Here is a 13,852-nt window from a genome sequence, read left to right on the forward strand (position 1 = left end):
CGCGGTCGCTGATCCCGTTGCGCGTGCCCTACTTGACGCTGCCCGCGGTGAGACCTCCCACGAGCCGCTTCTCGATCAGCATGAACAGGATGACGACCGGCAGGATCGCGACGATCGAGACGCCGAACACGTACTGCCAGCTCGTCTCGTACTGACCCACGAACTTCGTGAGCGCCACCGACAGCGGCTGGTTCTTGTCGGTCGAGAGGATCACGAGCGAGGCGGCGAACTCGTTCCAGCACGCGACGAACGTGAACACGATCGCCGTCACGATGCCGGGCCAGACGAGCGGCAGGTTGATGCGGAACAGCACCGTCAACCGCCCGGCTCCGTCGATCTGCGCGGCTTCGTCGACCTCCTTGGGGATGCCGGCGAAGAACGAGTGCATGATCCACACCGCGAACGACAGGTTGAAGGCGGCGTTGATGAAGATCATCGCCGCCCAGGTGTCGCCGAGTCCGAGCGTCGTGAACTGGCGGAACAGACCCGAGGTGAGCACGGCGGGCTGCAGCATCTGCGTCACGATGACGAGGAACAGGAACACCATGCGCCCCGGGAACCGGAAGCGGGCCGTGTAGTACGCGGCCGGGAGCGACACCAGCAGCACGAGCAGCGTCGCGAACACCGAGATCACGACGGTCGAGATGAGGTTGTACGGCAGCGGCGTCTCGGGTGTCGACCACATCGTGAAGTAGTTCTCCCAGTGCCATTCGACCGGGAGGTAGGTGGGGTCGACCGAGCGGATCTGCGCCTTCGTCTTCACGGATCCGAAGAACATGATCAGGTAGGGCAGCACGAAGATCGCGAGCACGAGGAGCCCGGCGGCCATGCGCAGGATGACGCGGGGCAGCGTGACCTGGTCGGCGGTGTAGCGGCGCTTGCGGCCGGGGATGCGGGGAGCCGGTGCGGACCCCGCGGTGGTGACGAGGGCGGTCTCGGTCATGGTCATGATCAGACCTCCTTCATGGGCTTGACGGCCTTGACGTAGATCGCGACGATCACGATCACGATCAGGAAGGCGACGACCGACAGGGCGCTCGCGACGTCGACCTTCTTCTGCAGCTCGATGTACTTGAAGATCATCGTCATGATCGTGTCGGCGCCGTACCCGGGGATCGACCCGGTCATGACTTTCAAGATCGGCAGCGAGTTGAAGACGTTGATGATGTTGATGAGGATTGCGACGGCGAGGGCGCTGCGCAGCTGGGGCAGGATGATCGTCCAATACGTGCGGGCGGGGCCTGCACCGTCCATCTTCGCCGCCTCGATCGCGTCCGCCGGCACGGTCTGGAGGCCGGCGAGGATCGTGTAGGTCGTGAACGGCAGCGACACGAAGATCGCGATGACGATCGACCAGGTGAACGCGGTGGCCGGGTTCTTGGTCCACCCGTAGCCGACCGCGTCGTCGGACAGCCCGATGTCGTAGAGGAACTTGTTGAACACCCCGAAGTACGGCTCGAGGCTGTAGTAGAACACCATCGTCGTCATGACGACGGACGCCGCCCACGGCACGATCACGGCCATGCGCACGATCTGCCGGCCGGGGAACGCCTTGTTGAGGATCTGCGCGAGGCCGAGCGAGATCGCGACCGTGAAGAACACGACCGCGACGACCCACACGATCGTGCGGCCCAGGATCGGCCAGAACTCCGCGAACCCGAACACGGTCGCGAAGTTGTCGAACCCGACCGACCCTTTGTCGAGACCCGAGAGCGAGATGTCCCTGGTGGAGTTGAAGAACATGACGCCCGCGGGGAACAGCACGACGCCGATGATGAGCACGAGCGCGGGAGCGATCCAGGGCAGCGCCTGGAGCAGGTCCTTGCCGCCGGGCTTGCGCGGCGCGGGATCCGACCCGGATGCGCCCCGGGTGCGGGGGCGGCCGGTGGCCGCCCCCGCGAGGTTCGAGGATTCTGTGGTCTGGCTCATGGGAATGCGCGAACCTCTCCGTCTGTCGGTGTCAGCGGGTGAGCGGGCTCAGCCCGCGTCGACCTGAGCCTGGATCTCGGTCAGCACGTCCTGCGCCGACTTCGACTGCAGCTGACCGAACAGCGACTTGAACGCACCGTCGGCGGCCGACCACTTCGGGTTCGTCGACGGGTAGAACTGCGCGTCGGGGAGCACGTCGAGGAACGGCTTCAGCTTCTCGTCGCCGGCGAGCTGCTCGGCTCCGGACTTCGTGACGGGCAGGAAGCCCTCGGCCTGCACCCACGGCACGTAGACGTCGGCCGAGTAGTAGTAGTCGAAGAACTTCGTGATCGCGTCCTTCTTGTCGCCGTCGTTCTGGAAGGCCATGAGCTGGTCCATGACGCCGAGCGTGAACGCCGAACCGTCCTTCGTCGGGATCGGCACGATCGAGTAGTCGAGCTCGGGGTTGTTCTCCTCGATCTGGCCGACCGTGGGCGGCAGCCCGACCTGCATCCCGATCTTGCCCTGGATGAAGATGTCCATCAGCGGCGACCGCTGCGTGGACCCGGGGTCGGCCTGCGTCGCGCCGGCGTCGATCATCTTCTTGATCTGCTCGGCGCCCACGAGGTTCTCGGGGGTGTCGATCGTGATCTCGGAGGCGTCGCCGAACGACCCGCCGCCGCCCCACAGCCACACGGCCGCCTCGGCCTGGGCCTCCTCGGACCCGAGCGGCATGCCGTACCCGGCGACCCCGCCGCCGAGAGCGGAGACCTTGGTCGCGGCATCCAGCAGTTCGTCCCAGGTCTTCGGGGCCTCGGTCACACCGGCCTGTTCGAGCAGCGTGTTGTTCACGAACAGCGCGCGGGCGGACGCGATGAGCGGGAGCGCGTAGGCGGTGCCGTCGACCTCGGCGTTCGCGATGAACGAGTCCTGGAAGTCGGAGTAGGTGTCCTCCGAGACGACGTCCTTCGCCGGGTAGAGCAGGTCATCGCCGACGAAGCCGGCGAACGGTCCGCCGTTGTAGATGTCCGGTGCCTCGCCGGCCTGGATCTTGGTCGAGACGACCTTCTCGAGGTTGTCCCAGGACTGCACTTCGAGGTTCACGGTGATGTCGGGGTTCGCCTTCTCGAACCCGTCGATCACGTCTTCCCACAGCCCCTTGGTCGCGTCGGAGTAACTGGGTACGAGCATGTCGAGCGTGGTCTTTCCGTCGGCATCGCCGCCGTCGCCTCCCGAGCCGCCGCTGAAGCCGCACGAGGCGAGAGAAAGAGTGGTGACCGCCGCAAGCGCGACCGCCCCGAACCGCAATGACTTCTTCATGTGGTGCATTCCTCACTGTGACAGGAACCGCTCGGTGGAGCGGAGGATGCGCGCAGTCGCGAGGTGATCACGCGACAGTGCGTAGGGCCGCGTTCCGGAGGTCGGCGGCTGATCGAGTTCGATTATTTGTCAGGAGAATAAACAAATCAAGAGATACCTTGCATTGTTCTCTTGGAGCGACATACTATGATCGAAACAGGCGTAAAACAATCACAAAATAGCAACTTCTCGTTCTGGAGGATCGCAATGACGCTCACTCGGCCCGGCTCGCACATGCGCGAAGAGCTCACCTCGCAGCCCGACACCTGGGCGCGCGCGGCAGACCTCCGCGATCAGCAGGCGTTGCTGCCCTCGGCCGGAGCGCGGGTCGCCGTCGTCGGCTGCGGCACGTCGTGGTTCATCGCCCAGGCGTACGCGAACCTCCGTGAGACCGCGGGGCAGGGCGAGACGGACGCGTTCGCGGCCTCGGAGGCCTTCGTCGACCGCGGCTACGACGCCGTGGTCGCACTGACCCGGTCGGGCACCACGACCGAGGTGCTCGAGCTGGTCGAGCGCATCGCGGGCCGCACCCCGGTCGTCGGCGTGATCGGCGACCCGACGTCTCCGCTGGTCGACATGGTCGACGAGGCGGTGCTGCTGCCCTTCGCCGATGAGCAGTCGGTCGTCCAGACCCGGTTCGCCACGACCGCGCTCGCACTCTTCCGGGCATCGCTGGGGGAGGACCTCACGTCGGCGATCGACGACGCCCGTGCCGTGCTCGCCGCCGACGACGACCCCGCGCTCCGCGACGCCGAGCAGTACACGTTCCTCGGCCGCGGCTGGACCGTCGGCCTCGCGCACGAGGCTGCCCTCAAGATGCGTGAGTCGTCGCAGTCGTGGACCGAGTCCTACGGCTCGATGGAGTACCGGCACGGCCCGCTGGCGATCGCCGCTCCCGGTCGCGTCACCTGGCAGTTCGGCGAAGCGCCCGCCGGTCTCGCCGCGCAGGTCGAGGCGACGGGGGCGCGCTTCGTGCAGCATCCGATCGATCCGATGGCCGATCTCGTGCGGCTGCACCGGGTCGCGCTCGACCGTGCCGTGGCGCGCGGGCTCGACCCCGATCAGCCCCGCAACCTCACCCGATCCGTCATCCTGGATGCGTGACCTCAGCCACCCGCGGAGAAGCCGATGAGCACGTCTGACGAGGGCGGGATGCGTCTCGTCGGGGCGCCGTCGCTCGGCCCCGGCGCCCCCGTGCTCGCCTTCGACGTCGGCGGCACGGACATCAAGTCCGCCCTGTTCGCCGCCGACGGGGCGGCCCTCGACCTGCGCCGCACGCCGACCCCCGTGGTCGAGGGTGACCGCACGGCCGCGATCATCGACCGCCTCGCCGATCTCGCCGACGAGCTGACCGACGCCCACCCCGACGTCGCCCCGCGCGCGGTCGGCCTCGTCGTGCCCGGCATCGTCGACGCGGATGCCGGGATCGGGGTCTTCGCGAGCAACCTCGGCTGGCGGAACTCCCCCATCCGCGCCCTCGCGGAGGCGCGACTCGCGCTGCCGGTGGCGTTCGACCATGACGTGCGTGCCGCGAGCTGGGCCGAGCATCTGCTCGGCGGCGCACGGGCGTACACCGACGCGGTGGTGCTCGTGATCGGCACCGGCATCGCGGGCGCGCTGATCCTCGACGGGCGTCCGTACACCTCGGGCGGGTACGCCGGGGAGATCGGACACTCGCCGATCGCCGACGGACCCGTCTGCCCGTGCGGAGCCCGAGGATGCCTCGAGGCCGTCGCCTCGGCAGGAGCCATCGTCCGCCGCTACGTCGAGGCGACCGGCGTGGTGCCCGACGGCGCGAAGGACGTGATCGCCCGTGCCGCCTCCGGCGACCGTGCCGCTCAGCAGATCTGGGACTCCGCCCTCGACGCCCTCGCGCTCTCGCTCGCGCAGCTCACCGCCGTCGTCGCCCCGCAGGCCGTCGTGATCGGCGGCGGACTCTCGCGCGCGGGGGCGCCCCTGTTCGACGGTCTGCGGTCGAGGCTCGCCGAACGGTTGAGCTTCCACCGACTCCCTGATCTCGTGTCGGCCGAGCTCTCCGGCAACGCGGGAATCCTCGGGGCGGCGCTGCGCGCGAGGGAGCTGACATGATCCTCACGGTCACCCCGAATCCCGCCCTCGACCTCACGTGGCGCGTCGATCGACTGACCCCCGGAGCGACGCACCGCGCGGATGCCGGGGCGGCGCGCTCCGGCGGCAAGGGCATCAACGTGGCGAGGGTCGCACATGCGCAGGGCGCCTCGGTGCTCGCGCTCACGACGGCGGGTGGGCGCACCGGAGTCGCGTTCGTCGCCGACCTCGGCGCGAGCGGCGTGCCGCACCGACTCGTGCAGGTCGCCGCTCCCACCCGCCAGACCGTCGCACTCGTCGACGAGGCGCTCGGCGACACGACGATCGTGAACGAGCGCGGGGAGAACCCCACTGATGCCGAGTGGGCCGCACTGTTCGGCGAGGTCGTCGACGCGCTGCCGAGCGCTCGCGTGCTCGTGATCTCGGGCAGCCTGCCGCCCGGAGCGCCGGGGTCGTTCGTGCCGCTCCTGATCGGCACAGCCGCGGATGCGGGGGTGCCCGTGATCGTCGACACCTCGGGACCTGCGCTGCTGCGGGCGGCGGATGCCGGAGCATCCGTCCTCAAACCCAACGCCGCCGAACTCGTCGAGGCGACCGGCATCGCCGATCCGGTCGAGGGGGCTCGCGCGCTGCTCGCACGCGGCGCCGGGCTCGTGCTGCTGTCGAGGGGCGCCGAGGGCATGCTCGCGGTGACCGCTGAGACCGTGACGCACGCGCGGCTCGACGCGCCGCTCGCCGGCAACCCGACCGGCGCGGGCGACGCCGCCGTCGCCGCGTGCGCCGCGCTGTACGCCGACGGCGTGCGCGACACCGAGACCGTGCTCCGCCGCGCCACGGCGTGGTCGGCCGCCGCGGTGACCATGCCGCTCGCCGGCGAGATCTCCGACGACTGGTCCGCTCTCGAACAGCGACTCGTCGTCACGTCCACACCCCGAGAGGAACGACCGTGACCCTCGTCTCCGCCCGCGACCTCGTGTCGGATGCCGCCGCCCGCGGCACCGGCATCGGCGCGTTCAACGTGATCCACCTCGAGACCGCCGAGGCCCTCGTGCAGGCCTCCGCGCAGGCGCGGTTGCCCGTGGTGCTGCAGATCTCGCAGAACTGCGCCGACTACCACGGGGGCCTCGAGCCGATCGCGCTGGCGACGCTCGCGATCGCCCGCCGGGCGGAGACCCCGATCGCCGTGCACCTCGACCACGCCGAGCGTCCTGAGCTCGTCGACGAGGCGGTCGCTCTGGGTTTCGGCTCGGTCATGTTCGACGGCGGCGCGCTTCCGTACGACGAGAACGTCGCGGTCACGGCTGCCGTCGTCGCGCGCGCCCATGAGGCGGGCGTGTTCGTCGAGGGCGAGCTGGGCGAGGTCGGCGGCAAGGACGGCGCTCATGCTCCGGGAGTGCGCACCGATCCGGCCGAGGCGCGGGCGTTCGTCGCGGCGACCGGCGTCGACGCGCTCGCCGTGGCGGTGGGTTCATCGCACGCGATGACGGCGCGCACGGCATCCCTCGATCTCGACCTGATCTCCCGTCTGCGCGACGCGGTGCCGGTGCCGCTCGTGCTGCACGGGTCGTCGGGTGTCGCGGATGAGGTGATCGCGCTGGCGGTGCGGGCGGGCATGACCAAGATCAACGTGTCGACGCACCTGAACGGCTTCTTCACCCGTGCGATCCGGGAGGTGCTCGATGCCGATGCGGCCCTCGTCGACTCGCGGAAGTACCACGACCCTGCACGCGACGCGCTCGCCGACGAGGCCGCCCGCTTGCTGCGTCTGTTCGCTCTCGCCCCGGTCGCGGCAGGATAGAGCCATGAAGCGCGCCGCCCGTCTCCACGCGATCCTCGACCTGCTCGCGGCCACGGGCGAGGTCGGCGTCGACGACCTCGTCGAGCGCTTCGGGGCGTCGCCCGCCACCACCCGACGCGATCTCGACTCGCTCGCGGAGCAGCGGCTGCTCACCCGCACGCACGGTGGCGCGGTCGCCCAGACGGTGGCCTACGAGCTGCCGATCCGCTACAAGAGCCATCTGCGCACGCAGCAGAAGGAGAGCATCGCGCGAGCGGCGGCGGCCCTCGTCGCCCCCGGCATGGTGGTCGGCCTCTCCGGCGGCACGACCACGACCGCGATCGCGGCGGCGCTCGCGTCGCGCGACGATCTCGCATCCGGTGCCGGCATCACGGTGGTGACGAACGCGGTGAACATCGCCGCGCAGCTCGCCACGCGACCCGACATCAAGGTGGTCGTGACGGGCGGGGTCATCCACTCCCGCAGCTACGAGCTGGTCGGGCCGTTCGTCGAGCAGCTGCTGCGCGGCGTGCGTCTCGACATAGCGTTCATCGGGGTGAACGGCATGGATGCCGAGTCCGGAGCGAGCACGCAGGACGAACGCGAGGCGGCCGTGAACCGCATGATGGCCGAGCGGGCGGGCCGTGCCGTGGTCGTCACCGACAGCAGCAAGCTCGGCAGGGTGGCCTTCGCCGCCGTCGGCGGTGCGGAGCTGTTCCCCGTGCTCCTCACCGACGACGGGGCGACGCCCGCCGACCTCGCGGCCCTGCGCGCTGCGGGCTACGAGGTCGTGACCGCGGGCTGACGTCCTCCCGGCATCCTCCCGGCGACCCCGGGTGGGGATGTCGCGACCCCTCGCGACATCCCCGGAGTAGATGGTGGCCGTGCCGTCCTCGCACTCCCCAGTGCACGAGGTATCCCCTGATTCGACCGCGCCTCCCTCGCGCTCCGTCTCCGAAGCCCTTCGCGTGGCACCTTCTGCAGATCAGGAGCGGGATGCCGGTGTTCTGATACATCGAGTGGAGAAAAGTCTCAGAACCCGTCTCCGTGGCACTGGAACGGGGCGCGCAGACCCGTCGAGGCGGATGCCGAGGCCAGCGCATCGGCCGGCGCGGCGCCCGCCGCGAGACGCGCGTGCACCGCGCCGAGCAGCTCGCACGCGACATCGTCGGCGACCACCGCAGGGGCGGCGATCACGCAGCGTGTGCCGGCGTGCAGCCAGACGCGCGTCATGCCCAGAGCCTCCTCTCCCCAGCGCACGGACGACCGCCCGAGCTCGCACGCCGACAGGAGCACCGTCTCGGGGGTGTGCGGGATCAGATCGACGTCGTAGCCGAACAGGGTGCCGTCGACGAGTTCGAACCCCGAGAACAGGGGGTTGTCGACCGCATGGCGGCCGTGGGCGGCGATGTGCAGCACGTCCGACCGTGCCGCGAGGTCGATCACGTCGGCGACACGGGCGCTGTCACCCGTGAGCACGGAGGCGTCGGCCCATGCGCTCGAGGCCGTGCGCACCTCCTCCTCGGCGCGAGCCACCCGTGGCCCCGCTGCGAATCCCGCGCGGCGACCGTCGCCCCTGTCCTGAGCGACGGATCCCGACGCGGCGCGGTGGTCTCGGGCGGCCCCTCGCGCATCCACGCCGGCGCGTGCCGGGAGGGAGCCGAGCCAGTGCGAGACCGACGTCGCGATCGTGAACGGCACACCGGCGGTGCCGGGCAGCATCGCCCACGGGATGCCCCCGAGGATGCCGGGAACGGTGAGCACGAGATGGTCGGCGCCGCCCGCAGCCGCGAACACGGGGCGGAGCAGCGCGTCATCGAGCTCCTGCATCCGTTCGTCGAGCGCTCGACCCACGACGTGCGCCATCTGCCCGCCGTGCGTGAGCGCTGCCACGTCGAGGTCGGCCCGCAGCCCGTCGAGCGCTGTGCGGATGCGCGACCACGACAGCTCCACGATGGTCGCGCCCGTGGCGGTCACCGCGACGCACAGGAGATCGGCGCCGGTGTACACGTACGCGAGCACGGCGGTGCCGGGCTCGAGACGTGCGCGCGTCGTCGCGAGGTCGACCCTGCCGCGGTTCGCGCCGGCGCCGGTCGACGACCACTGCCGGTCGCGCACCCGATCGCGTAGCGCACGCACGCGGGGGTCGGTGGTCCAGTCGGAGCCCGCGAGATCGGCGCGCAGCATGCGCAGCTCCGCGAGGTCGGCGGCCAGGGCGGGGTCGCGTGGCGGACGAACCGGAGCCACCTGCTGACTGAGATGGCGCGCGCGCTCCGACCACTCGAACAGCACGGCGGGGTCGTGCGAGCGCGCGGCCGCCACGAGCCCGGCGAACATGAGCTCGGTGCCGTGCATGGCGATCGAGGCCTGCAGGTCGAGGGCGCCGAACGACTGCTGCCAGGAGGTCAACAGCTCGAGCCCGGCCGCGGCCGCGCGACGAGCGGCGACCGGCTGACCCGCGGTCGTGGCGCGCACCGCGCGCACCTCCTGCGCCCGCAGACGCAACGGCGTCGACGCCGCGGGGGAGAGCCGCGGCATCCGCTTGTCGTCGACGAGTCGTGCGGTCAGAGTCAGGGCGGTGGCTTCGGTCTCGAACCCGCCTCGTGTGAGCGCGGCGCTCGTGCGCGCGAACTGCTCGGCGTCGATCGGGGTGCCGGGTCGCGACCGCAGCCGCGCTTCGAGGCGCACGGCGTCGGCTCGCGCCGCCCAGCTCTCGCTGCCGAGCGCGGTGAAGCGGCGGGCAGCGGTGGCCGCTGCCCGTTCGGCGCCGGCCGGGTCGTGACGCAGGAGCGACCGTGCGAGATGGAACTCGGCCTCGCCGCGGGACTGACGCATGCGCTGTGCACCGAACTGCCGTGCGACGTCGTCGAGCAGCGCTTCGGCCTCGGTCGTGAGACCCGCATCGCGCAGCACCTCCGCGCGGTCGAGGTCGCTGATCGCGGCGGCCAGGGCGCTGGTCGCCGCGAACGTCGGGCGCGAGGCGGTCATGAGTCCGAGCGCCGTGACGAGGTCGCCCCCGAGCAGCGCCGCGTAGCCGAGGTTGTGCTGGGCCTCGGCGAGCGGCTCGTCCTCTCCGAGCGCCTCGTACACCGCGATCGCCGCGCGGAGGTCGGAGGTGCAGGCCGAGAGGCGGTGGCGCTGCATCTCGACCATGGATCTGCTCATGAGCAGGTTCGCGCGCTCGACCGAAGCCGTGTCGAGCGCGTCGATCGCGCGCGTCAGGTGGCGGTCGGCCTCGTCGAGGCGCCCGCCGTGCATGAGGAGCGTCCCGAGCTGGCCGTCGAGCACCGCGACGGTGTCGGGCCGCAGTCCGGGCCGGCCGAGCGCGTCGCGCGAGAGGCGCTCGGCTTCTGCGGGGTCGCCGGTCTGGGCGAGCACGTACGACATCGTGCCGTCGATGCGCGCGCGGAGGTCGTCGTCGTCGGTGCGCGCCGAGGCGGTGGCGAGCGCTCGACGCGCCTGTCCGAATCGTCGGGCATTGGCCGCGGCGACGCCACGCTGGTGCAACTCGTGCGCGGTCAGGGGCATCCTCCCAGGATGCCGTCATGTGCGACCCCGCGGAAGCCTCGTGACAGCATCCCGGTTCGAGGATGTTGCAGGTGACGGACGCGACGCTACGTGGTCCGGGGTGCCGGGAGTCCTTTCACGACAGCGGCCACCGCCTTCACCGCCACCGCGGTCGTGACCCCGACCGGCGGCACCACCCCGAGCTGGGCGGCGATGCGCCCGGCCACGTACGGCGCTGCGAACGAGGTGCCGCTCCAGATCGCGAAGCCGCCGCGGTAGTCGTCGGGGTCGATGGTCTCCCGATGCAGCCCGTCGACATCGGCCCTGGTCGACGCCTGCTCGCCCCCGACGAACGCCGGCGACGTGCTCACGATCGCGGCTCCGGGCGCGTACACGCGGACCCACGGTCCGACGTTCGAGAACAGCGCGACCGACCGGCTCGAGGGGTTCAGCGCGCCGACCGACACGAGCGGTGCGTCCTTGTCGGGCGCGATGCCGTTGTCGGCCCCCGGCCACGGCCACAGCGACGCCGGGAACGACGGACGATCGATCGCGTCGTTGCCCGCCGAGCACACCACGACGCAGCCGAGCTCGCGGGCCTTCGCGAGCAGGGCGGTCAGCGTCGTGCTGAAGAGTCCGTCCTCGGGCGTCTCGTGGTAGTACCCGAGCGACAGGTTCAGCACGTCGATCGGATGCCCGGTCGACGGATCCTCGCGGTGCCGCCGCAGCAGCTCCACGACCTGGGCGACGGTCGTGAGGAACGTGCTCTCATCGATCACGCCGAGCGCCCCCGCCATCCGCACCGACAGGATGTCGGAATCCGGCGCGGCCTGGCGGATGATGCCCGCGATGAACGTGCCGTGCCCGGCGACCGCGTCGATCTCGCCGTCGAGCTGCCCGTACAGGTCGGGGTATCGCTCGGGGTCGGCGTCGTCGGTCAGCCCGATCGGCACGCCGTCGAGCTCGACCCGGCGTGTGACGATGTCGTCGGGAAGCCAGTCGTGCACGCCGCAGCCGGTGTCGAGCACGGCCACGACGGGTCGACGGCCGCGCTTGGGCGTGGCGGTGCGCTGCGGCGCCGGCCCCACCCACGTCACCGGCTGCCGGGCCCCGCGCCCCGGTTCGAGGTAGTCGTCGCTGCCGCCGGCTCCGCCGCCGCGCGCGGGGTTGGTGCGGCTGAACGGGTTCGTGCGGCTGAAGGGATTGGTGCGGCTGAAGGGGTTCAGCCCGACCGGGTCGATCGACACGACGTGTTCGAGACTCGTGCGCGGCATCGGCGACCGGGTGCTGCGGCGGGCGCGCTGCAGCACCCGCCACGCGTCGGGCGGCACCGGCGACTCCCCGCGCGCGGCCTCGTCGGGGGTGAGCAGCCGGGCGCGCAGGAACCCCGGGACGCCGGGCAGCAGCGGCGCGGCGTTCATCCTGGCGTCGGGTGACTCGAGGTCGAGCTCCCAGCCGAACGACGCGGCGGCCTCCCGCAGGGCCTTGACCTCCCCGTCGTACGCCTCATGGTCGTTGTCGCGGTCGAACGTGATCAGCAGGTGCTCCGGCAGATACGCGGTCGGGAAGGCGCGCACGCCCTCGGTCGGCTCGACGTTCGGATCCAATGCCGTCCCTCGGCGGATCGATCCCTCCGCCCTGTCCTGCCAGCTCCATCCCCTCGGCTGTTCCATGGTCGGTCCCCTCCGGCGGGCGTCCCCGCCATTTTTGCGGGTCGCCCCGCGTCGTGTGCGGGCGGTGCACCCGCGGTGTGTGCGGGTGACCCCGCGAGGTGCGGGCCGTGCCCGCGATCGATCACAACTCGAACTGCGGAGTCGACAGGATGCGCTCCTCGCCGCCGACCACGGTGGTGAGGCGCACGCTCGCGAACCCGGCGGGCACGTCGTCGAAGGCGAAGCGTCCGGCGTCGTTCGGCGAGACCCGGCGCACGCGTTCGCCCTGCCGCAGTTCGATCGCCGCGGCGGCGGTGTCGACCCACCCGTCGATGCGGTGGCCTCCTCCGGCGGTGCGGGTGACGTGCAGCAGGATGCTGGTGGTGCCGTCGCTGAACTGCAGCGTGAGGGCATCGGCGTCGCCCCGGACGGCGCCGAGCGGCTGGTCGACGAGGGTCAGCAGGGCGTACTCCTCCGAGAGCCCCTCGGTCGCGACGGCGGCGATCATGCGGTCGACGAGGCTCGCCGGCACGGGGTCGACATCGCGCCACAGCGACCGGAGCCGCGCGAACAGCTCGGCGTCCTCGCGATTCTGCGTGCTCATGAGGCGCCGGCCGTCGTGGGTTCGTCGAGCAGAGCGCGCAGCTTGGCGAGGCAGCGCTGGCGGGTCGGGCCGATGCTGCCGACCGGCATCCCGAGATCCGCCGCGAGGTGCGCGTAGTCGGGGCGCTCCTCGAACGCGACGACCCTCAACAGCCGCTGGCAGCGGTCGGCGAGCCGGTGCACGGCCGCCCAGAGACGACGGCGTTCGTCGCCTGTCGCGGCGTGGTTCTCGGCGGATTCCTGGTGCGGCAGCAGCACGTCGAGCGTGTCGGTCTCGGTCGCCTCGACCCGGCGATCGGCTTTGCCCGCGCGCCAGGCCTCGCGCCGTGCCGTCGTGGTGAGCCAGGCGGAGACGGCCCGGGGCTCGGTGATCGATCGGTGGCCGCGCACGAGCTGCATCCACGTCGTCTGGATCACGTCTTCTGCGAGGGTCCGCTCGAGTCCGTAGGCGCGCACGACATGCCAGAGGACAGGCGTCATCAGCCGCACGAGGTCGTCCATCGCGCGGCTGTCGCCGTCCCGCCATGCCTCGAAGAAGTCGGCGGCGCGTCGCCAGCGCGCCGCACCGTCGTCCGGTGCAGGATCGAGGGCGGCGCCACCGGGTGCGCCGTCGATCATGAGTCTTATTGTGAGCACACCCATCAGGAGTGCGGCAAGAGCCTGGTGATACATGGACGGCGTCGATCTGGGGCGCCGGTACCGTGGGAGGCGTGACCGCACTCGCCATCGTCCTGTTCCTCAACGCCGCGTTCAACGTGCTCGTGTGGCCTCGGTTCTACTCGCGCATCGCGAAGGACCCTCGGGCGAGGGATGCCGAGGGCAAGCCGACCGCGTTCCTCACCGTGCACGTGGTGCTGATCTCGATCGCCCTCGTGCTGGCTCTCGTGTCGGTGCTCGTCGGGATCGCGGCGCTGACCGGCGCTCTCTGAGTCGCGTCTCCGTGCACGACGGAGGGGCCGCGCACCAGCGCGACCCCTCC

The 13,852-nt window shown here is 71.0% G+C and carries 13 protein-coding genes; 6 read left to right on the plus strand and 7 right to left on the minus strand.

Going from position 1 to position 13,852, the window contains the following annotated elements:
* Window positions 1–28: 28 nt before the first annotated feature.
* Genes ACIPYT_RS05225 through ACIPYT_RS05235 form a run of 3 tightly spaced genes read right to left on the minus strand, consistent with a single transcriptional unit; the run spans window position 29 to window position 3,228 of the window.
* Window positions 29–949: a carbohydrate ABC transporter permease gene (locus ACIPYT_RS05225; RefSeq protein ID WP_401071310.1), complete on the minus strand. Its 921-nt coding sequence runs from the start codon at window positions 947–949 to the stop codon at window positions 29–31.
* Between the two features lie 2 nt (window positions 950–951).
* Window positions 952–1,929: a carbohydrate ABC transporter permease gene (locus ACIPYT_RS05230; protein ID WP_401071312.1), complete on the minus strand. Its 978-nt coding sequence runs from the start codon at window positions 1,927–1,929 to the stop codon at window positions 952–954.
* A 48-nt stretch (window positions 1,930–1,977) separates the two neighbouring features.
* Window positions 1,978–3,228 (minus strand): extracellular solute-binding protein, encoded by a 1,251-nt coding sequence (locus tag ACIPYT_RS05235; RefSeq protein WP_401071315.1) that lies wholly within the window; start codon window positions 3,226–3,228, stop codon window positions 1,978–1,980.
* 246 nt (window positions 3,229–3,474) lie between these two features.
* Between ACIPYT_RS05235 and ACIPYT_RS05240 the strand changes: the two genes are divergently transcribed.
* The 5 genes from ACIPYT_RS05240 to ACIPYT_RS05260 are packed head-to-tail and all read left to right on the plus strand — an operon-like array spanning window position 3,475 to window position 7,916.
* Entirely contained in the window at window positions 3,475–4,371 is an 897-nt protein-coding gene (locus ACIPYT_RS05240; protein ID WP_401071317.1) for an SIS domain-containing protein, read from the plus strand.
* Window positions 4,372–4,395: 24 nt separating this feature from the next.
* Window positions 4,396–5,355, plus strand: a complete 960-nt coding sequence (locus tag ACIPYT_RS05245; RefSeq protein ID WP_401071319.1) for an ROK family protein — start codon at window positions 4,396–4,398, stop codon at window positions 5,353–5,355.
* A complete protein-coding gene (locus tag ACIPYT_RS05250) occupies window positions 5,352–6,284 on the plus strand; it encodes a 1-phosphofructokinase family hexose kinase (RefSeq protein WP_401071321.1) in 933 nt (310 codons plus the stop codon). The genes ACIPYT_RS05245 and ACIPYT_RS05250 overlap by 4 nt, the downstream gene beginning before the upstream one ends.
* Entirely contained in the window at window positions 6,281–7,132 is an 852-nt protein-coding gene (locus ACIPYT_RS05255) for a ketose-bisphosphate aldolase (RefSeq protein WP_401071323.1), read from the plus strand. Before ACIPYT_RS05250 ends, ACIPYT_RS05255 begins: the two co-directional genes overlap by 4 nt.
* A gap of 4 nt (window positions 7,133–7,136) precedes the next feature.
* On the plus strand, window positions 7,137–7,916 hold the full coding sequence (locus ACIPYT_RS05260; protein ID WP_401071325.1) for a DeoR/GlpR family DNA-binding transcription regulator: 780 nt from the start codon (window positions 7,137–7,139) through the stop codon (window positions 7,914–7,916).
* A gap of 227 nt (window positions 7,917–8,143) precedes the next feature.
* Here ACIPYT_RS05260 and ACIPYT_RS05265 read toward each other — a convergent pair whose 3' ends face one another.
* The 4 genes from ACIPYT_RS05265 to ACIPYT_RS05280 form a co-directional block, all read right to left on the minus strand.
* Complete coding sequence (locus ACIPYT_RS05265; RefSeq protein WP_401071327.1) at window positions 8,144–10,639, minus strand: CHAT domain-containing protein; 2,496 nt, start codon at window positions 10,637–10,639, stop codon at window positions 8,144–8,146.
* Window positions 10,640–10,725: 86 nt separating this feature from the next.
* A complete protein-coding gene (locus tag ACIPYT_RS05270) occupies window positions 10,726–12,291 on the minus strand; it encodes a S8 family peptidase (RefSeq protein ID WP_401071329.1) in 1,566 nt (521 codons plus the stop codon).
* Window positions 12,292–12,412: 121 nt separating this feature from the next.
* Entirely contained in the window at window positions 12,413–12,874 is a 462-nt protein-coding gene (locus ACIPYT_RS05275; RefSeq protein ID WP_401071331.1) for a hypothetical protein, read from the minus strand.
* A complete protein-coding gene (locus ACIPYT_RS05280; RefSeq protein ID WP_401071333.1) occupies window positions 12,871–13,491 on the minus strand; it encodes an RNA polymerase sigma factor in 621 nt (206 codons plus the stop codon). Before ACIPYT_RS05280 ends, ACIPYT_RS05275 begins: the two co-directional genes overlap by 4 nt.
* Before the next feature lie 92 nt (window positions 13,492–13,583).
* Here ACIPYT_RS05280 and ACIPYT_RS05285 point away from each other — a divergent pair, with 92 nt between their 5' ends.
* Entirely contained in the window at window positions 13,584–13,802 is a 219-nt protein-coding gene (locus ACIPYT_RS05285) for an SCO4848 family membrane protein (RefSeq protein WP_401071335.1), read from the plus strand.
* Window positions 13,803–13,852 lie beyond the last annotated feature (50 nt).

It is taken from the genome of Microbacterium sp. NPDC089695, assembly GCF_044749085.1.
GTDB lineage: Bacteria > Actinomycetota > Actinomycetes > Actinomycetales > Microbacteriaceae > Microbacterium.